Source organism: Paenarthrobacter sp. CCNWLY172 (assembly GCF_037402035.1).
Taxonomy (GTDB): domain Bacteria; phylum Actinomycetota; class Actinomycetes; order Actinomycetales; family Micrococcaceae; genus Arthrobacter.
Map to the genome: position 1 here is coordinate 257,513 of NZ_JBBEGB010000007.1, position 21,797 is coordinate 279,309.

Genomic DNA, 21,797 nt, shown 5'->3' on the forward strand with positions numbered 1-21,797 from the left:
AATATTGATTACCCATCCCGATCTTTTGGAGGCCCCCGTGCTGGACGTCCGCAGGCTGCGTTTGCTGCACGAGTTGAAGATCCGCGGGACCCTCGCGGAGGTGGCCGATGCCATGCAGTACAGCCCATCTTCGGTGTCCCAACAGTTGACTCTCCTGGAGAAGGAAGCCGGCGTGGAATTGCTGCGCAAAGCGGGGCGTCGCGTGCAGCTGACGCCACAGGCAGAGATCCTCGTGGCACACACGGCGGCGCTGCTGGAAACGCTGGAGCGTGCGGAAACCGAGCTCGCCGCCTCGCTTTCCATGGTCACGGGAACGGTTCGCTTGGCCGTCTTCCAGTCCGCGGCCCTGGCCCTGCTGCCGGATTTCCTCACCATCATGCGGCACGAGTATCCCGAGGTGCGCGTGGAAATGACCCAACGCGAGCCCGAGACTGCCCTCTACGAAACATGGGCGCGGGACTTCGACCTTGTGGTGGCCGAGCAATACCCCGGCCACGCTGCTCCGCACCACAGCGGGTTGGACCGCGTCACCCTCACCAGCGACGCCATCCGCCTGGCCACTCCCCCGGTGGGACTCGGCGGCGAAACGGTATCGACGCTCGCGGACACCGCGTTGATGCCGTGGGTCATGGAACCCCGCGGCGCAGCCTCAAGGCACTGGGCAGAGCAAGCCTGCCGGTCCGCGGGCTTCGAACCCGACGTCAGATACGAAACGGCCGATCTCCAAGCGCAGATCCGGCTCATTGAATCCGGGAATGCCGTGGCACTCATGCCGGACCTTGTGTGGACCGGGCGCTCGCGTACCGTTCAACTGCTGGATCTCCCGGCCCTGCCAAAGCGCACCGTGTTCACCTCCACCAGGACAGCAGGCCGCATCCACCCCGCAACCGCAGCCTGCCGCGAAGTGTTGGAAAGGGTGGCGGCGGCGCAGCAGCAGGACGCCGAGCAGCACGCGGACGCGGGCTGAGCCGCGGACGCGGGCTGAGGCCGCGGACGCGGACTAGCTTCAGGAAACGCAAAAGGCCCCAGTCCAAGGACTGGGGCCAACCGCGGAGAATGGGGGATTTGAACCCCCGAGGGCGTTAACCCAACACGCGTTCCAGGCGTGCGCCATAGGCCGCTAGGCGAATTCTCCTTGCTTCCGATTCGAAAGCAGATACTACTGTACCTGAGAATTTCGGCAACGTGTAATCGGGCCGAATGACCACCCCTGGAAGGCCTCGGAAACACGTCCGTTAACGGAAAAATGGACGCCCCCAACGCGCCCATTCTTGCGGTACATCGTTGAGCTGCCGGGTCCGGCCCCTCGCTCCCAGGCCCCGCAGCTCACAATCTTGAGATTGCCCCAATCGGTGTACATACCCATAGTCCGCTGTGATACCGGCTTTTGCAATGGTTGAGACCTGTTTGTAGCCGAAGTTTATTGACAGGATGTTCCCATGACGCAGCTCCACGCCTTGGTCGTTTACGTTCCTGAGACGCATATCGAAGAAGTCCTCCTGGCCATTGGCGACGCCGGCGCCGGGCGGATCGGCAACTACTCCCACTGCGCCTTTACGTCGCCAGGTACTGGCCGCTTCACGCCCCTGCCCGGAGCGCGACCCTCCGTAGGTGAGGTGGGGAATGAGGAGCAGGTGCCGGAAACCCGGGTCGAGTGCGTGGTGGAGGAGGACATGCTCGACGGCGTGGTGCAGGCCCTGCGGGCCGCCCACCCCTACGAGGAACCGGCTTTCATGACGTGGCCGGTGAATGGGTGACGGTGATTCACGCAACCCAGCCACCCGCCGTCGAGCCTTATCCACAGGCCTTCAGGCCGATTCGAACCCCAACCCAAGTTCGGGTAAGCTTGTCGACGGCCCCTCATGTGGCGTCATCCTGTTGAACTCCCCCAGGACCGGAAGGTAGCAAGGGTAGATGGGCTCTGGCGGGTGCATGAGGGGTCACTTATTTAAATGTCAGTCTCTATAGGTAGGTTTCACTTGTGACTGTTACAACTGCCCTGTATCGAAGGTATCGCCCGGACTCTTTCGCGGACGTTATCGGGCAGGAACACGTCACGGAGCCGCTGATGACGGCGCTCCGCAAGAACCGCGTGAACCACGCCTACCTCTTCTCCGGCCCCCGCGGCTGCGGCAAAACCACTTCTGCCCGCATCCTTGCCCGCTGCCTGAACTGCGCCGAGGGACCCACCGACACCCCTTGCGGCAAGTGCCCCAGCTGCATCGAACTTGCACGTGGTGGTTCCGGCTCCCTGGACGTCATCGAGATCGACGCCGCCAGCCACGGTGGCGTTGACGACGCGCGGGATCTCCGCGAACGCGCAACCTTCGCCCCGGTCCGCGACCGCTACAAGATTTTCATCATTGACGAGGCCCACATGGTCACGTCGGCCGGCTTCAACGCGCTTCTGAAGATCGTCGAAGAGCCGCCGGAACATATCAAGTTCATCTTCGCCACCACGGAGCCGGACAAAGTCATCGGGACCATCCGCTCCCGCACGCACCACTACCCCTTCCGGCTGGTGCCACCCGAGCCCCTGATGCAGTACCTCGAGCTTCTCTGCCAACAGGAGAACGTGCCGGTGGCTCCCGGTGTGCTCTCGCTGGTCATCCGCGCCGGTGGCGGCTCGGTCCGCGACACCCTGTCGGTGCTGGATCAGCTCATGGCTGGCGCCGGACCGAATGGCCTGGACTATGAACTCGCTGTGGCCCTGCTCGGCTACACACACGCTTCCTTGCTGGACGACATCGTGGATGCCGTTGCAGCCTCCGACGCCGCGGTGGTCTTCAAGGCCGTGGATCGCGTTATCCAGACCGGGCACGATCCCCGGCGATTCGTTGAAGACCTGCTGGAACGCTTCCGCGACCTCATCATCGTCCAGGCGATGCCCGAGAGCGCACAGGCGATCCTCCGTGGCATGCCCGCGGACCAGATCGCCCGCATGCGCAACCAGGCCACCAACCTGGGCGCTGCCGAACTCTCCCGGGCGGCCGACGTCACCAACACCGCCCTCACCGAGATGACGGGCGCCACCTCGCCCCGGCTGCACCTTGAACTGCTGTGCGCCCGAATCCTGCTGCCCAGCGCTGAGCAGACCGAGCGAGGCATCGCTGCCCGCATCGACCGCGTGGAACGTCGCCTGAATTACGCGGGCGACGGCGGCGCGCCGGCCGTTGCTGCCGGCCCGCCTGCTGCGGCGGCTGCTGCGCCTGTTGCACAGCCGACGCCGGCCCCGGCCTCTGCGCCCGCGGCACCGGTTGCCGTTGAGCCCGCACCTTCCGTGCCGGCACCCGCTGCATCGGCACCTGCTGCGCCGGCTGCTTCGCCGCAGACGCCTGCTTCGGCACCTGCCGCTCCCGCGCCGGCCGCTGACGCCGGGTCGCGCGACGCCATCACAGCACCACGAGTGTCCACCAGCGACTGGCCTGTTGAGGACCGCCAGGCTTCCGGTCGTGCTCCGCAGGCTGCTGCACCTCAGGCTGCCCCCGCCCCGGCTGATCGCGTCCAGGCCCCCACCTCGCAGCCCAGTCCTGTTCAAGCGCCGGCGCCAGAACAGTCCCCGGCAGCACCACCTGTTCAAGCCCCACCGCAGGCAGCCCCAGCGCAATCGGCGCCCCAAGCTCCGCAGCCCGCTACCGCGGGAGGACCTGCTGGTTCTGGAGGAAGCGGAGATGTGGAGGCTCTGCGTCGCGCATGGCCCGACGTCTTGCAGACCCTGACCAAGATCAAGCGCAGCACGTGGGCGCTGGTGGAGCCTAACGCCCAGGTTGCCCAGTTCGACGGCCAGGTCCTGACTCTGGCATTCACAACGGGCGGCCTTGCGGGCGCGTTCGGCCGCGCAGACCACGCCGAGAACCTTCGCCAAGCGATCCACAAGACCCTTGGCATCGACTGCCAGATCGTGGCAGTCGCTGGCGGCAACAGCTCAGCGAGCTCTGAGCCAAACCCAAAAGCGCCTACTAGCCGGGAATCTCCGGCTGCTGCAGCACCAGCGGGCGCCCTGGCGTCGGCGCGTGCTGAATCCCCCGAGGCAGCAGCCGCAAACGTCACGTCGTCGCCTGCGGAAACAGCATCGGGGCCGGCACCGGTGTCAGCTGTCGACTCCGCGTGGGGTCTGGCACCTGCTGCCGCACCGGCAGCATCTGTTCCAGCAGCAGCATCCGTGCCAGCGAGGGCCACCCCTGCCCAGGCGGAACCCATCGCACCGGCACCCACAGTCCCAACGCCGGCTGCCCACATTCCGGAACCGGCTGTTTCAACGCAAGCACCGACCACGCCGACCCCCGCCTCAACGCCGACTCCCGAGCCCTCCGGCGACTACTCGTACCCTGACGACGACTGGGGTCCGCCGCTCGACGAGGACGCTCCGCCCCTGGACGAAGAGCCACCTGCGGATTGGGAGCCCCCGTCGGGTTATGGCCAACCAAGTACTGCACCCGCGGCGCCTGCAACTGCGGCACCGGCACCCAGTGTCCCCGCTTCCCCTTCGAGTGCCTCGGCGCCGTCAGCGGCCACCACGTCGGCCCCAGCAAGCAGCGCAACTACGGCTGCATCTTCGCCATCAGCGGGCACCGCCAAGCCCACAGCATCGTCCGACGACCCGTGGTCCAGGGCCGTCGAGCAAGCGCCGGGTACTTGGGTCGTGGGCACAGAGTCCAACGTGGGCAAGAAACCCGCCGAAGCGGCCGAAGAAACCCCAACGGCGCCGGACGCTCCCGACTACGAGCCGGCCGCAGCCCAGGTTCCGGAAGCAACCACCGGCACCTACGGCCACCCGACCAACGCGGAACAGAACCCAAGTTCAAGCTGGGACGTCGCACCGGCGTCGAGCTGGCCCGCAACACAATCGATGCCCGAGCCCGTCAGCAGCGGCGCCCCCGCAGGAAGCAGCAACGCCGCCGCGCCGACCTGGCCCTCCTTGGCGGCCCAACCCGAGGAAGCGCATGGTTCGGTTGCCACGCTGGAGGAGGCCGCGCCGTCGGGCAATCCGAATGGCCGCCAGAGCCTGTACCAGCGGCTGACCAACAGCCCCGAAGCCCAAGCGGGTCGTGTCCAAGCGCCGGTAAGGACCCCGATGAAGCCGGACTCCTTGCCGGAGGACATCCCCAGCCCGGAGGACGAGACCATCGAGGAATCGAGGGTCTTTGGGCGGGCAGCTGTGGAGCGTATTCTGGGCGGAAAGCTGATCGAAGAGCGCGCCTTGGACGGTTCTCCCCTGCACAACCGCTGATTCCAGCATTGATTTCAACCAAATGAGGACATTGTGTACGAAGGTGCAGTTCAGGAGCTGATTGACGAGCTCGGCCGGCTTCCCGGTGTGGGCCCCAAGTCAGCGCAGCGCCTGGCATTTCACATCCTGGAGGCTGATCCAGAGGACATGAAGCGCCTGGTTACGGCCATCACCACGGTCAAGGAACGCGTGAAGTTCTGCTCCGTCTGCTTCAACGTGACCGAGCAGGAAAAGTGCAACATCTGCCGCGACCAGCGCCGAGACCCGTCGGTCATCTGTGTGGTTGAGGAGTCCAAGGACGTCCTGGCTGTGGAACGCACCCGGTCCTTCCGCGGCCGCTATCACGTGCTGGGTGGGGCCATCAACCCCATTGCGGGCATCGGTCCGGAGCAGTTGCGGATCCGGGAACTCCTCACACGCCTCAATGATGGCGCCATCCAGGAGATCATCATCGCCACCGACCCCAACCTTGAGGGCGAAGCGACTGCAACGTATTTAGCCCGCATGCTCAAGTCGATCGGAATCACGGTGACACGACTCGCGTCGGGCCTGCCGGTGGGTGGAGACCTGGAGTACGCCGACGAAGTTACCCTCGGCAGGGCCTTCGAGGGCAGGCGCAACGCCTTGTTGTAGTCTCGCAATCACCAACAACAACCGTGATGGGGGTCCCGTGCGAGAGCTTGTGTACTACGTTGCCGTCAGCCTGGATGGGTACATTGCCGGTCCGGGAGGGGAATTCGACGCGTTTCCGGTGGAAGGTGACCATATGGCCGCCCAAATTGAGCGCTTCCCCGAAGCCATACCCACAGTGGCCGCGGACGCCATGGGCATCGAACAAGGCAAAGCGACCTTCGACGCCGTCGTGATGGGCTGGAACACTTACGCCGTTGGTCTACCAGCTGGCATGACCAGCCCTTATCAGCATCTTAAGCAGGTGGTCTTTTCCCGGTCGCACACCAAGGCGGACATCCCGGGCGAGCACCCAAACCTGGAGCTGACCCACGAGAACCCGGTGGACGTAGTCCGCAGATTGAAGTCCGAGCCAGGTAAGTCGATCTGGCTATGTGGAGGCGGCCATCTGGCTACGCAGCTTTCCGGTGAAATCGACAGACTGGTTCTGAAACGAAGCCCACTCCTGTTCGGCGATGGCATACCGCTCTTCGCGCCGGGTGCCTACCAGCCAAGCGCCTTCGAAGAGGTTACGACGACGACGTTCGGCTCCGGCGTCGTGATTTCCGAGTACGTGCGCCGAGGGGCCTAGCCAGAGCCCGTCGCCAGTCGCCGGGCCCTCAGCCGCCGGCCAGGTACCAGCACCAGGCCGGCCACCAAGGACTGCAGCGCGAGGCCGGTCACGAAGACAGGAACCGACGGTGCCAGCCCGTCACTGGATTCGCCACCGAGGCACGGCACTTCGCGTGAGGGCCCATCGGCGGCCCACTGCAGGCCGGCCAGCAGCCAGCCAAGTTCATTGTCCGTAGGCACCACGTCGGCGCCCACGCTCCCAAAAAGCAGGGCCGGGTTGGCTGCCGCAATCCAGGCAACCCGTTCTGTGTGGACCACTTCAACCGGGCGGAGATTGCCCACGCACTCGTAGGCAATGATCCTGCCGGAATCGTCGCGTTCCACGTTCACCGGGACGGAAGCCTGGTCCATCACCGTGGTCCCGGGAAGGAGCAGGATGGTGGCCACCACATTTCCAACGCACAGGAAAGCCACCACCAAGGCGGTCAATGCCGCCCCCGGCGCCGCTGCAGCAAAGCATGCCCGCGCACCCGCACCGATCAGTCCGAACAGGGCCACTTCCAGGATAATAACGACGACGGCGGCAACGGCCAGTGCCGTCGGCCCGCCGACGCTGGCGCCCACCACGAGCAAAACACCACCCGCGAGCGCTCCCAAAGCGACTCCTCGAATACCTCCGGCCAGCAACAGGACAAGAAGGCGCCCTTGGGAATGTCGGAAGCCCCACACCGCTCCCAGCACAGCGGCGGCGAGCGCAAGGAAGACCGCCGTGATCAAGTAGATGGCACTTGCAACCCTGGTATCGAACCATCCTTTGGCTTCTGCAAAAGAAACCACGGCCGCGGCCAAGCCCCAGGCGGCGGCAATCCCCAGTGCGCAGCCAAGCCAGAACCACCACGAGGTGAAGGATGTCCGGGCACTCCGCCATGCCTCCGCTGCGGCAGCCCCAAAGTTTCCCGCGGTTCGGGGCGGGGACCCGGCTCCTGGCACAGGGCGGGCCAAACCGGAGGGCTGATCGTCGATCACACCGCCGATCACTTCGTATTCGGGCTCGTTGCCCGCCGGACCCGATGCGTCCGTGTGGTCAGATAAGCCGGCCATCGCCTGCCGAAGTCCTCATGAAGTGGATGGTACGCCGGGCACGCCGTCACCGATACGGCGAAACTTCACGGGGAGATCCCAGCCGAGGGTGCCACCATGGGTGCATGGTCTCCCATCGCAGTGTTTCCGGTGTCTTTCGGCGTCCCCGTCCCATCAAGCCGGCCCCCGGCCAGGAATCGGTATGGGATTACCCGCGGCCGCCCAGAGTGGAGCCTCGATCCGAGCGGATTGTGGTGCGGCTTGGAGGTCAGGTGATTGTTGATACCACTGACTCCGTCAGGGTCCTGGAGACCAGCCATCCTCCTGTCTACTACGTGCCGTTGGACGCCTTCCCGGACGGTGCGCTGGTCCCTGTTGGGGGAACCACTTTCTGCGAGTTCAAGGGCGAGGCCAGTTACTTCACCATCACCGCCGGCGGGACGGTGGTTGAGCGGGCAGGGTGGACCTACCCAAGCCCCGCACGGGGCTTCGAAGCGCTGGGCAGCAGAGTGGCGCTTTACCCGGAGCATATGGACTCGTGTGAGGTGGACGGCGAGCGGGTGACGTTCCAGGAAGGCAACTTCTATGGAGGGTGGATCACACAGCAGATCGTCGGCCCGTTCAAGGGTGGTCCGGGCACTGCCGGGTGGTAGTCATCGCAGGTAGCCGCCATGTGGTCACAATTCCTGCCCGAACTGCACACGGCGATAAACTGGGCAAATAAGCTACGCAGGCGTGCCCGAATTGGAGCATGCCGCGTTCGAACCCTATTGATGCAGTGAGGGTGCGCGCATGACTATGCCCACTACCGAAGTGAAGATCGAAGAGCTCTCCAACGAGGCTGCCATTACCAAGCAGCTGATCGTTCAGAAGTTCGGCGGTTCCTCGGTTGCCGATGCCGATGGCATCAAGCGGGTCGCACAGCGCGTCGTGGATGCGCAGAAGGCCGGCAACGAGGTTGTGGTTGTTGTCTCCGCAATGGGTGACACCACCGATGAACTCCTGGACCTCGCGGGTCAGGTCACTGACTCCGCTCCCGCCCGCGAAATGGACATGTTGTTGTCCGCCGGCGAACGAATTTCCATGGCCCTCCTTGCCATGGCCATCAACAAGTTCGGCGCTTCCGCGCAGTCCTTCACGGGATCCCAGGCCGGCATGATTACCGACGGCATCCACGGCAAGGCGCGAATTATCGACGTCGACCCCCACCGCATCCGCACCGCACTGGACAAGGGCCACATCGCAATCGTGGCCGGTTTCCAGGGCATGAGCCGCAGCACCAACGAGATCACCACGCTTGGCCGCGGCGGCTCGGACACTACCGCCGTCGCGCTGGCCGCAGCGCTGGAAGCCGATGTCTGCGAGATCTACACGGACGTGGACGGCATCTATACCGCTGACCCGCGCGTGGTGACGTCCGCCCAGAAGATCGACCGAATCTCCAGCGAGGAAATGCTGGAGTTGGCCGCTTCCGGCGCCAAGATCCTGCACCTGCGGTGTGTGGAGTACGCCCGCCGTTTCGGTGTGCCGCTGCACGTCCGTTCCTCATTCAGCCAGCACGAAGGCACGTGGGTCATCCCGGGCGCCGACGAAAAGTTCAACATTCAAGAGGGAGTTGCCTTGGAGCAGCCAATCATCTCCGGCGTTGCACACGACCGGTCCGAAGCCAAGGTCACCGTAGTAGGCGTCCCGGATATCCCCGGCAAAGCTGCGGCGATTTTCCAGGTGATTGCCGATGCGCACTCGAACATCGACATGATTGTCCAGAACGTCTCCACCCACGGCACCGGCCGCACGGACATCTCGTTCACGCTGCCCATCGTTGAGGGTGCCGACGCCCTGGCCGCCCTGCGTGCTGCCGAAGGCCAGATCGGCTTCGAAAGCATTGAATACAACGAGCACGTCGGCAAGCTCTCCCTGATCGGCGCGGGCATGCGTTCACACCCGGGTGTTTCTGCCACGTTCTTCAAGGCCCTTTCCGACGCCGGGATCAACATTGACATGATCTCCACTTCGGAAATCCGCATCTCCGTGGTCACCAGCGCAGACGCACTGGATGACGCCGTCCGCGCCATCCACAATGCGTTCGAGCTCGACGGCGACGCTGAGGCTACCGTCTACGGCGGCACCGGCCGCTAGGGTCACCAAGGGCAACGCCCCCAAGTAAGTAACAGATAAGGCCGTTCTGAGCGCTCAGAACGGCCTTATCTGTTACTCAGTTGGGTGGGATGGCGCCAGCAGCACCTCGATGAGCTGCCGGAGGCCATCGGCCATGTCCACGTTCTTGTCGTACAGCCACTGCAACTGGAGTCCGTCGAAGGCAGCGACCGTCAACCGTGCCAGCATCACGGAGTTGACGTCTGACCGGACCTTTCCGGTGGCTTGGCGCCGCTCAATGTCAGCTGCGATGTCCCGCACCACGGTCTCGTAGCGCTCTTTGAAGTAACCGTGGGAATCGTGGTGAGGGTCGTTGGCCGTGGCTGAGGCGACCGCATAGAGGGTGGTCAGCCCAGGCTCACGCTCGTTCCGTTCAGCGATGGGCGCCATCAGGTCAAGGCCCACCCCGATGTCGCCGCCAACGGCAAGCGACCGACGGTCGCGTTCGGCGAGGACTGCGGTGAGGAGCTCCTGCTTGCCTTTGAAGTAGTGGAAAAGTGTGGCTTCCTTAACGCCCACGAGTTCGGCGACCCGCTTCAGCGCGGTCCCCTCGAACCCTTCCGTAGCGAAAACGTCAGTGGCCGTCTGGATGATCTGTTCGCGGCGCTCGGCCCCCTTGGCGTACTGGCCCCGGGCCCTCGTCGTAGACATCCGTTCAGTCTATTTCACGGTTTAAATATCGAAGGTCACTCGACTTTTTTATCAAAAACCTAGTCACACTAGATTTTTAGGGCTAGAGTCATTGCAGCGGCCCAACGGTGGGCCACCCGTTCATCAGGAGGCAATGTGGCCCTCAATATCGATCAGCAGAAGGCAGGCGCGGAAACTGCCGCCCCGGGTACCGGAAGCACCCCGCCCCAATCGGCTTCGCGCGCCTACGTCATCGGCATGCCGATCGCGAGCGCAGGCTTGTGGATGGCAGTCCTCGCCCCAGCCCTGGTGGTCCTCGCCATCAAGGTTTCAGAGATCACCACCCCGGATACCCGCGCGGGTGCGCTCAGCCTCGTCGCAGGAGTGGGAGCGGCCGTTGCACTCCTGGCGAACCCGTTCTTCGGCCGATTGAGCGACCGCACCACCTCCCGCTTCGGGATGCGCAAACCGTGGATCGTAGGCGGCTCCCTGGTCGGCCTGGCCGCACTCTTCCTGCTGGGCTCCGGGACCAACGTCGGAACCGTCCTTATCGCCTGGGTTGTAGCACAGCTGGGCTTCAACGCTGCCCTGGCTGCCCTCGTAGCCACGCTCCCTGACCAGGCTGGCCCCTCGGAGCGCGGACGCCTGTCCGGCCTGATCGGCATGACGCTTCCCATCGGCCTCGTGGCGGCAGCCTTCTTCGCCCAGATGTTCGACAACGCCCTCCAGATGGCTGTGGTCCCCGGCATCGTGGGAACGGCGGTAGCCATCGCCTTCGCCTTCACCTTCAAGGACCGTGTCCTCACCGAGAAACCGGCACCTCTGAACGTCAAGGAGATTCTGGGCTCGTTCTACTTCAACCCCAAGGCCTTCCCGGGCCTGGGCTGGGCCTGGTTGACCAAATTCATGGTCTACGTCGGATACTGCGCGGGCCTGCTCTACCTGCCGTACTTCTTCACCGACCACCTCCACGTAGCCGAAACACAGGTGACCAGCCTGGTGTTCCAGGCAACCCTGGTGAGCTCTGCCGGCACGGTGATCACCAGCCTCGCCGGCGGCTGGATCAGCGACCGCCTTGGCAAGCGCAAGAGCATGGTGATCATGTCCGCGCTGATCATGATGGCCGGCCTGATCGTCATCGCCACCAGCACGGGCACCGGCCAGGTTTTGGTAGGCCAGGGCATCCTCGGATTGGGGCTTGGCATCTTCAGCGCCGTGGACGTCGCCCTCATCACGGACCTGCTGCCAAAAGACCAGTCGGAGAATGCCAAAACCTTCGGTGTCTTCAACATTGCACAGGCCCTTCCCCAGTCCCTGGTGCCTGCCATTGCCTTCCCTGTCATCGCACTGGGCGGCTACCCCGCATTGTTCCTCGGTGGTGCGGTAGTCGGCATCATCGGCGCCCTCCTCGTCACACGTATCAAAGGAGTCAAGTAAATGAATCCCACCCTCCCGGCAGCTGTCACGGCGCCACAGGCAGGAACACAGGATGCGGAAGCCAGAATTCAGGAACTGGCCCGGAATCTGTCCCTGGAGCAGCAGGTGCAGCTCCTGACCGGCGCGGACGTGTGGTCCACGCACGCCATCCCGGAGATCGGACTGTCCCGCGTCGTCATGTCCGATGGGCCCGCAGGCGTCCGCGGCGAAGACTTCGATGAGCGTCACGACTCCGTCTCCTTGCCGTCGTCGTCGGCTTTGTCCGCGACATGGAGCGTTGAAACTGCCCACCGCTACGGCCAGGTCCTGGGCCAGGAGGCCCGCCGCAAGGGCGTCCACGCCGTCCTGGGCCCCACCATCAACCTGCACCGCTCCCCGCTGGGCGGCCGCCACTTTGAGTGCATGAGCGAGGACCCGCGGCTCACCGCCACCATGGCCGCGGGGTACGTTGCCGGCGTGCAGTCCATGGGGGTCGGCGCCACTCCGAAGCACTACCTGGCCAACGAGGCCGAAACTGAACGCTTCACCGCCGATTCAGTAGTGGACGAACGCCCGTTGCGGGAGCTCTACCTGGCAGCCTTCGAGGACGCCATCACCGAAGCCCGCGCGTGGCTGGTGATGAGCTCGTACAACTCCATTAACGGCACCACCGCCAGCGAGAACACGCTCCTTGAAACACCACTGTCCACCGAGTGGGGTTTCGACGGCGTCGTCGTGTCGGACTGGACCGGTGTCCGCTCGGTCGACGCCGCCAACGCACACCAGGACCTGGAAATGCCCGGCCCGGTGGGCCACTGGGGTCCCAAGCTCCTGGCCGCCGTCAACGATGGCCACGTCAGCCGGGAAGCGATCCTGGAAAAGGTCACCCGGATCCTGCGCCTCGCAGCCCGCGTGGGCTCGCTGGAAGGTTTCGAACCCGCGGTGACCCAGCTCCCCGCAGAACTGAACGGGGCCGCCGTCGCGCGTGAAGTTGCCGTCCGTGGTGCCGTGCTGGTTCGCAACCAGGGCCTGCTACCGCTGGATGCCAAGACGCTCAGCAGCATCGCAGTGATCGGCCACAATGCCGACGAAGCCCGCACCCAAGGCGGCGGCAGCGCCACCGTGATGCCCAAGTACACCGTCTCGCCGCTTGAGGGGCTGCGGAAAGCACTGCCCGATGACGTCACAGTCACCTACGCCCGCGGCGCCAAGGTGGCAGAAGGCATCCAGGCTTTCCCCCGCACCTCGCTGCATAACCCGGTCTCCGACGTCCCCGGAATCCGCGTGACCTTCCTCGCCGAAGACGGCACGGAAATCTCCGGAGAAGACCGCCTTGCCTCACACCTCATCTGGTTCGGCGTAGGAATTCCCGACGGCGCCGCCTCCATCCGTATGGAAGCGGACTGGACACCCGAAACAGCAGGCGTGCACCACCTGGGCGTGGGGACCGTGGGATCGATCCGCTTCGTTCTGGACGGCACGGAAGTCTTCAACGGTGAACTTGAGGACGACACCGAGGTCCTCGGGGCCGCCCTGTTCGACCCGCCCAAGACTGTCCACGCCTTTGAAACCGCGGCCGGCCAAGCGGTCCGCATCCAGGCCGAGTACCAGCTGCCCAAGGAGCAGGCCATCCCCTTCACCGCGATCCTGTTGGGCGAGGAAACCGTGGTTCCAGACCCGCAGGCAGAGATCGACGCCGCGGTGGAAGCCGCCCGTGCCTCCGACGTCGCAGTGGTTGTGGTGGGCACCAACGCCGCCATTGAGTCCGAGGGCTTCGACCGCAAGGACCTGGACCTCCCTGGCTACCAGAACCAGTTGGTGGAGGCCGTGGTGGCAGCCAATCCGCGCACGGTGGTGGTGGTGAACTCCGGCTCGCCAGTGCTCATGCCATGGTTGGCCAAGGTGGATGCGGTACTGCTGGGCTGGTTCGGCGGCCAGGAGTTCGGCAGCGCCATCGCAGACATCCTGCTGGGCATCGAAGAGCCCGGCGGACGCCTGCCCACCACCTGGCCTGCCGCGCTGGAAGACGTCCCGGTGTTGAACACCACGCCCGTTGAGGGCAAAGTGGTCTACGCCGAAGGAATCCACATCGGCTACCGCGCCTGGCTCAAGCAGGAAGCAGAGGGCGGAGCAGCGCCGGCCCTCCCATTCGGTTATGGCCTCGGGTACACAACGTTCGAGCTCGGCACAGCGCACGCACCGCAGGCGGTGACCGCCGGGAACGACGTCGTGGTCCACGTGCCCGTCAAGAACACCGGCACGCGCACCGGCCGGGAAGTGGTCCAGGTCTATCTGGACCGCGCCGATTCCGCCGTCGAACGTCCCGTCCGCTGGCTTGCCGGCTACGCCGGAACGCACCTTGCATCGAACGGAACCGAAAGCGTGGAAATACATATCCCCGCCAAGGCGTTTGCACATTACGACGGCGGCTGGCAGTTTGAGCAGGGCACGTTCCGCCTGCTTGTGGGTCGCCACGCGGCCGACCACTTCCAATCATTGGACATCGAACTCCGGTAACACATGGGCGAAATCACGCTGGGTGGCGGGTTTTTTTGCCCGTCACCCACGTGGTTTTCGCCACAAGCGGGAGAACTGGGGTATGGTATGGAATTTTCGTGGCATGCTGTACGTTGCATACCCGGTAACCCCCTAACACGAAGAGGCATTAAAAAGTGGCAGCCGATTACGACGAACTCCGTACCGATGTAAAAGAGAACCAGGAGCAGTCGCTCCAGGCTCTTCAATCCGCCAGCGCTCCCACGGCCAAGAGTGTCGTGCTTGAACTGGACGAAACCGATGGCCTCGACGCCAACGGCCCCGGTGGCGAAATCGTCGCCGAAGAACTGGTTATCCAGGTCATTCCGCAGGCAAACGACGAGTTCACTTGTCACTCCTGCTTCCTGGTTCGCCACCGCTCGCAGATCGCACGCGAAAAAGATGGCGTCGCCTACTGCACCGACTGCGAAGGCTAAGACAGCCCACCACCCCGGCGGAATCAACATCGTCAGGGAGTGCCGCCGTCGGGATTAAATTGCGGAAGGACCGGAGCAAGCGCTCCGGTCCTTCCGCAGTTAACAGCTGGCAGCCTCGAGTCCCTACGGCGCCGCTCCCGGGCCGCCCACCGTCTTCTTGCGGCGGTGGTTGACCATTCTGAGCTGGAGGATCCGCGCTCCTCCGGCAAGGGCCACCAGCACGCCTCCGCCCACGGCCGCGATAAAGAGGGTGGTGCCCAGCGCGAGGGTTCCCTGCAGCCCGAAGAAACGGACCGTGATCATGTCCTGGTTCTGGACAAAGAACACGATCAGCATCACCAGGACCACCAAGCCAACGGCCACTGCCACCCACAAGGCGGCCGTGCGGGTGGGCCTGGACGCGCCGGCCACGGGAGGTGGGACAGCCCTGTCCTGACGGGGAGCCCCGGCGGGAACCCCTGCTGCATCATCCTGGAAACTCATTGACGACCCCCTCTTGTCCCGACATCACCCTGCTCCTACATACTAAGCATGCTGACGAGTTGGGCGATAGTCAGTGACGCATGGAGTAGTCCGTTGAGGTAGGGCCTGGATCGTTGTTACGGACCGCGTAGTGATGGCCTTCAGAGTCCGTCTCGATGTCGAAATTCTTCAGATCGGCTTCGGAGGCTGTCTCGAAGTCATCATGCTTGTGTACCACAGGGCTGTCCGCGTCGCCGTGGGTGGCCGGTCCAAAAACGGACTGCAGCCGCTCGGTCACATGGACGAAGCCTTCCATTCTGCGTCCCATGTTCTTCCACCTCCTTTCCTACAGGAGAGAAAGAGCGGCAGGGTCAGTGCGTGCCGTTCAGTGAGGTAATTTTACGCCCATAATCCAACGCCGAGATAGAGGGGGTTTACCGCAGGGACTTGTCGTCCGGGTTGCGGGGCACTACGTAGGTGCTGCCGTCGGGGCGGCGGAGTGTTTCCCACTGCTGGGTTTCGGCCTCGCGCTGGGCGAGCAGCTTCCGGTTGGCTTCAGTCATTTCATGGTCGAGGGAACTGCTGTGCGCGGGGCCGAAAACAACCCTGAACTTGCCTGTGGCGCGCATGAACTTCCGGGTGAGGGATTCCTTGGCCACTCGGATCGACTCCTTTTTAGACGGTTCAATGAGTCCATAGTACGCTAATCATTAGTGCACTAACTAATTGAACGACGCGAGCGAATGCAAGCACAGGAGGCAGCCATGACGGCCACGGACCAGAGCACCCAGGAAGTCGACGACCTCCTTTTGGAACGCCAACTGTGCTTCGCCCTCACTGTTGCTTCCCGCAGCGTGGTGGGCGTTTACAAGCCCATACTGGAACGCCTCGGGCTAACGCACCCCCAGTACCTGGTGATGCTGGCCCTCTGGGAGCGGAGTCCCCGTACGTTGAAGGACATCAGCGACAGCCTCCTCCACGAGCCCGCAACACTCTCCCCACTGCTGAAACGCTTGGAGGAAGCCGAACTCATCACCCGGGAACGCGTTCCCGGCAACGAACGCGCCCTGGCCATCACCCTGACGGAAAAAGGCGCCGCCCTCCGCCAGCAGGCCACCGCCGTCCCCGGTGAAATCCGCGAGCGCCTTCAACTCAGCCGGGAAGAGGTAGCCGAGCTGCACCAGGCAATGACGGGCCTGATCGCTGCCACCCAGCGGGACAACTCCCTCTAACGGACCAACCCTGCAATCCAGGCAGACCACCCGCGTGCCCCCTAGCCAAGCGCACTGCCCCGGTGGTGTTCTTGAAGCGAACAGAGAAACGGGCACCACAAGTGCCACGTAAAATGGACGCAACCTAGGAGATTCCATGCGCATGCGATTTGTTCGGCCCCTGTTGGCAGTCCTGGCCGTCGTCGGCCTGGCCGCATGCTCAGGCACCCCAACCCCAGGTACCACAGGCAGCGCAAGCCAAGCCCCGTCGTCGTCCCCTTCAAGCAGCAGCCCAAGCAGCAGCCCCGGCAGTGCAACTCCCAGTGCGTCAGCAGCCACCGGCACCGGCAGCGCCGAACTCTCCATCACGCTGGTGGAATCCCCCGACGCCGCGCCCCAAACTTTCACGCTCGTCTGCGCGGACGGCGTCCCGGCCGCTGAAAGCAACCATCCAACAGCCGCCGAAGCCTGCACGTCCATCAAGAACAACCCCGCCATCCTGAATCCTGCCCCCACCAAAACGGACCAGGCCTGCACCATGCAGTACGGCGGCCCGGCAACGGCCAAGGTGACCGGCGCCGTGGACGGCAAGGAAGTCACCGCGGCCTTCAACCGCACGGACGGCTGCCAGATCGCACTGTGGGACGCCGCAAAGAGCATCCTCGGATCAGATGGCGGACTCTAGGCTGCGGCACCTCCCCCAGGAGCAATGGCTCGGGCTGGAGGCAGCCCATCACACCCGGGTGGCGCGCTACGCGGACCCCTACCTGGCCAGGCGTTCGGCGGGCCGGAAGCACCCTGTTGAGGATTTCCTGTTCACCTATTACACGCAGAAGCCGGGCCAATTGCTGCGCTGGCATCCGGGCGACGGCACTGTTCTCAGCGGCCCAAGCGCCCTTGCGCGCGCCACATGGAAGTTCTACCGAACGCTCGACGACGGCGAGCTCACCTCACTCGGGCTGCCGGCGGGAACGCCGGCGGTTACCTTTGATCGCCGCGGCTTCCTGGCCGACCGCTCTGAAGCTGTCCGCTTCGCGGGAATCATCCTCGCGGGCACGGCGAAGCGCCCGGCCCAGTTCGGCTGCTTTGGCCTGCACGAGTGGGCCATGGTGTACCGGCAGGAGAAATTTGAGCTGCGGCACGAATACCTGAAACTGCGACTTGGTGGTGAAGGCACGGACACCGTGGTGGAGGAGAACCGTATCCGTTGCTCGCATTTCGACGCGTTCCGGTTCTACACTCCGGACGCCATTCCCCTGAACGAGCTCGAACCCACCCGTGAAAACCAGCGGACCATGGAGCAGCCGGGCTGTTTGCACGCCAACATGGACCTCTACAAGTGGGCGTACAAGCTGACCCCGGCGCTGCCCAGCGAACTGGTGATGGACTGCTTCGAACTCTCATGGAGGATCCGCGTCATGGATATGCAGGCCTCCCCCTATGATCTCGAAGAATGGGGCTACCCACCCATCAGGATCGAGACACCGCAGGGCAAGGCCGAGTACGTTGAATACCAGCGGGCTTTCGCGGCCGAATCCCAGGAGCTGCGGACCCGCGTGCTCCAGGCAGTAGATCCGCTCCTCCATGAGCTGAGTGGATTGGCCGCCTGAGCACCCGCCGCCACCAGCGAAAGGTCACTATGGTTTCCCCCACGAGCGAGTCACCCAACAGCGAGTACGACGTCGACCTCACAGTCACGCTGACTGAGGCACCTGGCGCTGAGAGCCACGAATTCCACCTCCGGTCCGTGGCCGGTGTCCTCTCCCCGGACCCCGACTCACTGGACTCAAACTTGCCGGACGCACGGGCGGCGCTTGCCGCCGTCGAGCAGTTTGGCGAGGAGATCTTCTTCCCGGAACCCCGGCCGGACCGGATCTGCACGCAACAATACGGCGGCCCGCAGGTAGCCGTCGTCACGGGATGGTTCCGTGGTCGCAAGGTTAACAGCCAGTTCAGCAGGACCGACGGCTGCGAGATCGCGCGCTGGAAGACCCTGGCATCGTTGCTGGGGAACACCGGAGGTTCGACGGGAGCTGTCTAGGACACCCTTTCCGGTCTACGACATGCAAATGGGCTGGGGACGCCCGAATTCGGGAGTCCTCAGCCCATTTGCGTGTCCGTCAGAGGTTTAGCCGGCGTTGTTGCCCTGCGTCGGCTCGTCGGCGCGGATCTTGCCGCCGTGCTTCTTGTCCTTCTTGTCCTTCTTGGGGTCTTCCTCGTCCGGAACCACTACGGTTCCGCCCGGGTTGACCAGGACGGTGACGAAGCTCGGCTCACTGGTTCCTGCGAACGTCAGGCGGCCAATGTAGGAGCCGGGCTCCAGGTTCTTCCAGTTCAGCGAAATCTGGCCCGTCTTGCCGTTGGCCAGGCGGATCGGATTCGGCGTCACGGTGGCGTTGCCCTGGTTGGCACCCAGGACCGCGGCATCAACAGTGGCCTTGGTGGCCTGGTTGTTGGGGCTCGCGTAGAGGTTGGCGAACACGTAGTAGTCGCCCGGTGCCGGGTTGGGAACGGACAGGGTCTCGCTGGCGGACGCCGTTGCGGCCGGCAACTGCTGGCCGGACGGGGTGAGCACCAGCATGTCGAAGTCCGCGGCCTCGTTCGAGGATATGACCGAGAATTTAGCCAGGGCACTGCCCTCGCCAACGGTCACCTTCTTCACGTAGTTGGAGGCATTGGTCTCACCCGCGAACGGACCGGGAACCAGCTCAACAGCCGAGGAATCAGCCTTGGACAGGCCATCAACCGTAACCCCGACCGGCAGGTTGGTGCCGGAAGTGATGTTGATGGTGGCGGAGCCATTGGGGCCGGTTCCCGTGAAGGCCAGGGCCTTGTCCGCGATGACGGACTGCGGCCGGACGGCGATCGGCGAGGTGACGGTCTTGTTGGCACCCTGCCAGCTCAGCGAACCCATGGCGAACTTGCCCAGCTCAGCGTTTTTGTTTTCGAACTGGACCTTGAAGGTCTTCTTCTCACCGGGAGCTCCGAAGGTCAGCACGGACGGCGTGACCTTGACGTTGACACCTGGAACGTTGACTGATGCCCGGTAGGTTCCCGCGGTCAAGGCGGTGAGCGTGCGGGTGACTTCGATCTTGCCTGCGAGGTTGCCGAGGGCGAAGGAGGGAACGTTCATGTCGCGTGGTGCGGTAGTGCCAAGCCCTTCCATCCCCAGGTCCATGCCCGTGCCTTGGATGAACTTGAGGTAGTCCTCGGTGGTTGCGTCATACACGAGGCCGGGCGAGAGCACCTTTGCGGGGTCAACCTGTCCGGCGCCGGTGGCGAAGACGTCCTTGTTGACGGCGCCGTTGGCCAGCTTGACCGGTCCGGCGGTGGTCATCATGGCGGACTTCACGGTGGCCGGGGACCACTGCGGGTTCTTGCCCAGGATCAGTGCGCCGAAACCGGCAACGTGCGGTGAGGCCATGGACGTTCCGGAGAGGAAGCCGAAGTTGTCTCCACCGGTTCCGATCGGCGAGACACCAGCGAGGATCGCGACGCCGGGAGCGGAGACGTCAGGCTTCAGCAGGTCAGAGTTGGTTGCGAGCAACGGACCGCGCGACGAGAAGCCGGCAATCTGCGGCTGCGCTTCGGCGGGCAGGCCAGTGGTGTCCCGGTTCAGCAGGGAGACGGTGATGGCCGGGTTGGCTGTCACCTTGTCCTTGATGGTCTGCGTTGCCGGCGGGTTCACGTGGACCGTGGGGATGACGTGCTTGTCCGTGTCCAGCGACGAATCCGTCAGGTTCACCAGGATCATGCCGACGCCACCACCGCGCAGTACTTCGGCGCTCTTGGCGGTGCGGTCAACCACGCCGCGGTCGCAGACTACGACCTTGCCGGCTACCTTGGCCGGATCCAAGGAGCCCGGAGCACACAGAGCCGCGTTGCCTTCACCGCTTGCAGCGTTGGTGGACAGCACGACGCCGGCCCCGCTCACCTCGCGGTTCATGATGCTCGCTCCGCGGAACTTGCTGCCATCGGAAAACTCAACGGTTCCCTGGAGCTCCTGCGAGAACGAGGTCGCGGCAACCGTGGTCAGCCAGGGGGCTCCGTGGTTCACGGTGCTGGCGGTCGGTCCGGAGTTGCCTGCCGAGGTGGCCACGAAGATACCTGCCGATGCTGCCGAGAGGAAGGCCAGCGAAACAGGATCCGTGGTGGACGTGGTGGAACCGGAGATGGAGTAGTTCAAGACGTCCACGCCATCCAGGATTGCCTGCTCGATCGCGTCCACGGAAGCGGAGCCGTAGCAACCACCCGTGGCAGGATCTGTATCTTCCCAGCAGACCTTGTAGACGGCGAGCTTGGCGGCGGGTGCGATACCGCTGGTGGTTCCGAAGCTTCGGCCGTCCACAACGGCGTCGACGTTGGCGTTGCCTGCCGCGGTGCTGGCTGTGTGGGTGCCGTGGCTGTCCACGTCCACGGGAGAGATGACTTCTTCCGGGGCACGGTTTTCCGGGGGAACAGTCTCCAGGAAGGCGTCTGCGAAGTAGTGGGTGCTGAGGACCTTGGAGTTGCAGGCGCTGCCGTCATAGTCCGCGCCGGTGTCGGTGCCGGGCTGGCATTCACCGACGAAAGTATCGCCGTCGGCCTTGAGCATGGCGATCTTGCCATCTGCCGTGCGGTAGGGAACGCCGACCTGCGGGTTGCCTGCCAGTGGGCCAACGGGCTCACCCGCGAAGAACGGGTTGGAGGGGGTATAGCCGGTGTCGATCACGCCAACAACGGTGCCCTTGCCCGCGTTGTCCTGGCCACCGTACTGGGTGGCCCAGGTGCCGTTGGGGCCGCTGAGCTTCAGGAAGTCGGTGGTGGAGTAGTCCGGGGCGTACTGGGTGTCCGGTGCCACCATGAGGACCTTGGGATCCTTGGCCAGATTGATGGCCTGGTCTGCCGTCAGATTGGCGCTGAAGCCATTGACGGCGGTAGTGAAGTCACGCTCGATAGTGATGTTTTCCTGTTTCGCGACTTCCTGCTGCTTCTGCTGCAGGTGCGATTGGTATTCCTTCACCTCGGCGCTGTCGGCGTCGAGCTTCTTGCCCTCTTCCGGCTTGGTGGGCGCGAGGCCCGCCGTGCCGCCGTCGTACGTTGCTGCAGGCTTTTCCGCCAGGACAACCATGTAGCGGCCGTCCTTGTAGGCACTGGGGTCAAGGTTCTTCTTGGCCACGCCTGCAACGGTCCCGGGCGTCTCCGGCGTGGGAGCGGCCTGGGCCGGCATCGCCATCGAAGAGAGAAGCAACGGCAAGCCAACGGCCAGTGCCGCGGCCTTTCGAAGCCCCCCGCTTCTGACGAAGCTCTTTCCTTGTGATTTCACGAGTGGTTGCACCTTTCACTGAGGGAGGACCAGGCTCCATCGCCTGGACCTGTCAACTTTTAGTTGGTTGAACCTTTGACAGTTCTTGTCAA

Annotated in this window: 20 protein-coding genes, 1 tRNA gene and 1 other RNA gene; 15 read left to right on the forward strand and 7 right to left on the reverse strand. The window is 64.2% G+C overall.

The window, feature by feature from the left end; translation table 11 throughout:
• Nucleotides 1-37: 37 nt before the first annotated feature.
• The gene (locus WBN73_RS13305) at nucleotides 38-967 is read left to right on the forward strand and encodes a LysR family transcriptional regulator (protein WP_207596186.1); all 930 of its coding nucleotides are present in this window, start codon (nucleotides 38-40) and stop codon (nucleotides 965-967) included.
• An 83-nt stretch (nucleotides 968-1,050) separates the two neighbouring features.
• Here WBN73_RS13305 and WBN73_RS13310 read toward each other — a convergent pair.
• Nucleotides 1,051-1,135: transfer RNA gene (locus tag WBN73_RS13310), tRNA-Ser, on the reverse strand.
• Nucleotides 1,136-1,439: 304 nt separating this feature from the next.
• Between WBN73_RS13310 and WBN73_RS13315 the strand changes: the two genes are divergently transcribed.
• The 5 genes from WBN73_RS13315 to WBN73_RS13335 all read left to right on the forward strand — a co-directional run bounded on the left by WBN73_RS13315 (nucleotide 1,440) and on the right by WBN73_RS13335 (nucleotide 6,491).
• A complete protein-coding gene (locus WBN73_RS13315; protein WP_337340481.1) occupies nucleotides 1,440-1,757 on the forward strand; it encodes a hypothetical protein in 318 nt (105 codons plus the stop codon).
• A gap of 94 nt (nucleotides 1,758-1,851) precedes the next feature.
• Nucleotides 1,852-1,948, forward strand: an RNA gene (gene ffs / locus WBN73_RS13320) — signal recognition particle sRNA small type.
• A gap of 33 nt (nucleotides 1,949-1,981) precedes the next feature.
• Entirely contained in the window at nucleotides 1,982-5,230 is a 3,249-nt protein-coding gene (locus tag WBN73_RS13325) for a DNA polymerase III subunit gamma and tau (RefSeq protein ID WP_337340482.1), read from the forward strand.
• 33 nt (nucleotides 5,231-5,263) lie between these two features.
• Nucleotides 5,264-5,863 carry a recombination mediator RecR gene (recR, locus tag WBN73_RS13330; protein WP_089593619.1) on the forward strand — a complete coding sequence of 200 codons (600 nt, stop codon included), beginning with the start codon at nucleotides 5,264-5,266 and terminating at the stop codon, nucleotides 5,861-5,863.
• A gap of 37 nt (nucleotides 5,864-5,900) precedes the next feature.
• Nucleotides 5,901-6,491: a dihydrofolate reductase family protein gene (locus WBN73_RS13335; RefSeq protein WP_207596183.1), complete on the forward strand. Its 591-nt coding sequence runs from the start codon at nucleotides 5,901-5,903 to the stop codon at nucleotides 6,489-6,491.
• Here the strand turns inward: WBN73_RS13335 and WBN73_RS13340 are convergent.
• Nucleotides 6,488-7,573, reverse strand: a complete 1,086-nt coding sequence (locus tag WBN73_RS13340) for a hypothetical protein (protein WP_337340483.1) — start codon at nucleotides 7,571-7,573, stop codon at nucleotides 6,488-6,490. The two genes, WBN73_RS13335 and WBN73_RS13340, sit on opposite strands and share 4 nt — an antisense overlap.
• A gap of 251 nt (nucleotides 7,574-7,824) precedes the next feature.
• Between WBN73_RS13340 and WBN73_RS13345 the strand changes: the two genes are divergently transcribed.
• Both WBN73_RS13345 and WBN73_RS13350 read left to right on the forward strand, forming a co-directional pair.
• A complete protein-coding gene (locus WBN73_RS13345; protein ID WP_337340484.1) occupies nucleotides 7,825-8,205 on the forward strand; it encodes a DUF427 domain-containing protein in 381 nt (126 codons plus the stop codon).
• 139 nt (nucleotides 8,206-8,344) lie between these two features.
• Nucleotides 8,345-9,691, forward strand: a complete 1,347-nt coding sequence (locus WBN73_RS13350; RefSeq protein ID WP_011773413.1) for an aspartate kinase — start codon at nucleotides 8,345-8,347, stop codon at nucleotides 9,689-9,691.
• Nucleotides 9,692-9,763: 72 nt separating this feature from the next.
• Here the strand turns inward: WBN73_RS13350 and WBN73_RS13355 are convergent, their stop codons facing one another.
• Entirely contained in the window at nucleotides 9,764-10,360 is a 597-nt protein-coding gene (locus WBN73_RS13355) for a TetR/AcrR family transcriptional regulator (RefSeq protein ID WP_207596182.1), read from the reverse strand.
• Between the two features lie 135 nt (nucleotides 10,361-10,495).
• Between WBN73_RS13355 and WBN73_RS13360 the strand changes: the two genes are divergently transcribed.
• The 3 genes from WBN73_RS13360 (at nucleotide 10,496) to WBN73_RS13370 (ending at nucleotide 14,727) form a co-directional block, all read left to right on the forward strand.
• A complete protein-coding gene (locus WBN73_RS13360) occupies nucleotides 10,496-11,776 on the forward strand; it encodes an MFS transporter (protein ID WP_242703512.1) in 1,281 nt (426 codons plus the stop codon).
• Nucleotides 11,777-14,272, forward strand: a complete 2,496-nt coding sequence (locus WBN73_RS13365; RefSeq protein WP_337340485.1) for a beta-glucosidase family protein — start codon at nucleotides 11,777-11,779, stop codon at nucleotides 14,270-14,272.
• 155 nt (nucleotides 14,273-14,427) lie between these two features.
• Nucleotides 14,428-14,727, forward strand: coding sequence for a DUF4193 domain-containing protein (locus WBN73_RS13370; protein ID WP_011773410.1), 300 nt, complete (start codon nucleotides 14,428-14,430; stop codon nucleotides 14,725-14,727).
• A 123-nt stretch (nucleotides 14,728-14,850) separates the two neighbouring features.
• Here the strand turns inward: WBN73_RS13370 and WBN73_RS13375 are convergent, their stop codons facing one another.
• From WBN73_RS13375 to WBN73_RS13385, 3 genes are all read right to left on the reverse strand, one after another.
• Nucleotides 14,851-15,210: a LapA family protein gene (locus WBN73_RS13375; RefSeq protein WP_337340486.1), complete on the reverse strand. Its 360-nt coding sequence runs from the start codon at nucleotides 15,208-15,210 to the stop codon at nucleotides 14,851-14,853.
• Between the two features lie 70 nt (nucleotides 15,211-15,280).
• On the reverse strand, nucleotides 15,281-15,517 hold the full coding sequence (locus tag WBN73_RS13380; protein WP_207596179.1) for a hypothetical protein: 237 nt from the start codon (nucleotides 15,515-15,517) through the stop codon (nucleotides 15,281-15,283).
• Nucleotides 15,518-15,623: 106 nt separating this feature from the next.
• Nucleotides 15,624-15,848 carry a hypothetical protein gene (locus WBN73_RS13385; RefSeq protein WP_337340487.1) on the reverse strand — a complete coding sequence of 75 codons (225 nt, stop codon included), beginning with the start codon at nucleotides 15,846-15,848 and terminating at the stop codon, nucleotides 15,624-15,626.
• 105 nt (nucleotides 15,849-15,953) lie between these two features.
• Between WBN73_RS13385 and WBN73_RS13390 the strand changes: the two genes are divergently transcribed.
• The 4 genes from WBN73_RS13390 (at nucleotide 15,954) to WBN73_RS13405 (ending at nucleotide 18,441) form a co-directional block, all read left to right on the forward strand.
• On the forward strand, nucleotides 15,954-16,421 hold the full coding sequence (locus WBN73_RS13390) for a MarR family winged helix-turn-helix transcriptional regulator (protein WP_337340488.1): 468 nt from the start codon (nucleotides 15,954-15,956) through the stop codon (nucleotides 16,419-16,421).
• Nucleotides 16,422-16,557: 136 nt separating this feature from the next.
• Nucleotides 16,558-17,085: an SSI family serine proteinase inhibitor gene (locus WBN73_RS13395; protein ID WP_337340489.1), complete on the forward strand. Its 528-nt coding sequence runs from the start codon at nucleotides 16,558-16,560 to the stop codon at nucleotides 17,083-17,085.
• On the forward strand, nucleotides 17,072-18,010 hold the full coding sequence (locus WBN73_RS13400; RefSeq protein WP_280626518.1) for a 3-methyladenine DNA glycosylase: 939 nt from the start codon (nucleotides 17,072-17,074) through the stop codon (nucleotides 18,008-18,010). The genes WBN73_RS13395 and WBN73_RS13400 overlap by 14 nt, the downstream gene beginning before the upstream one ends.
• A gap of 29 nt (nucleotides 18,011-18,039) precedes the next feature.
• Entirely contained in the window at nucleotides 18,040-18,441 is a 402-nt protein-coding gene (locus tag WBN73_RS13405; protein WP_207596175.1) for a serine protease inhibitor, read from the forward strand.
• Nucleotides 18,442-18,528: 87 nt separating this feature from the next.
• Here WBN73_RS13405 and WBN73_RS13410 read toward each other — a convergent pair whose 3' ends face one another.
• Complete coding sequence (locus tag WBN73_RS13410; protein ID WP_443193264.1) at nucleotides 18,529-21,705, reverse strand: S8 family serine peptidase; 3,177 nt, start codon at nucleotides 21,703-21,705, stop codon at nucleotides 18,529-18,531.
• Nucleotides 21,706-21,797 lie beyond the last annotated feature (92 nt).

Bases quoted from the DNA above. Each gene is read 5' to 3' on its own strand.
- WBN73_RS13375 (WP_337340486.1), bottom strand. From the start codon at position 15,210: ATGAGTTTCCAGGATGATGCAGCAGGGGTTCCCGCCGGGGCTCCCCGT.
- WBN73_RS13380 (WP_207596179.1), bottom strand. From the start codon at position 15,517: ATGGGACGCAGAATGGAAGGCTTCGTCCATGTGACCGAGCGGCTGCAG.
- WBN73_RS13365 (WP_337340485.1), top strand. From the start codon at position 11,777: ATGAATCCCACCCTCCCGGCAGCTGTCACGGCGCCACAGGCAGGAACA.
- WBN73_RS13350 (WP_011773413.1), top strand. From the start codon at position 8,345: ATGACTATGCCCACTACCGAAGTGAAGATCGAAGAGCTCTCCAACGAG.
- WBN73_RS13395 (WP_337340489.1), top strand. From the start codon at position 16,558: ATGCGCATGCGATTTGTTCGGCCCCTGTTGGCAGTCCTGGCCGTCGTC.
- WBN73_RS13315 (WP_337340481.1), top strand. From the start codon at position 1,440: ATGACGCAGCTCCACGCCTTGGTCGTTTACGTTCCTGAGACGCATATC.
- WBN73_RS13340 (WP_337340483.1), bottom strand. From the start codon at position 7,573: ATGGCCGGCTTATCTGACCACACGGACGCATCGGGTCCGGCGGGCAAC.
- WBN73_RS13405 (WP_207596175.1), top strand. From the start codon at position 18,040: ATGGTTTCCCCCACGAGCGAGTCACCCAACAGCGAGTACGACGTCGAC.
- WBN73_RS13400 (WP_280626518.1), top strand. From the start codon at position 17,072: ATGGCGGACTCTAGGCTGCGGCACCTCCCCCAGGAGCAATGGCTCGGG.
- WBN73_RS13355 (WP_207596182.1), bottom strand. From the start codon at position 10,360: ATGTCTACGACGAGGGCCCGGGGCCAGTACGCCAAGGGGGCCGAGCGC.
- WBN73_RS13390 (WP_337340488.1), top strand. From the start codon at position 15,954: ATGACGGCCACGGACCAGAGCACCCAGGAAGTCGACGACCTCCTTTTG.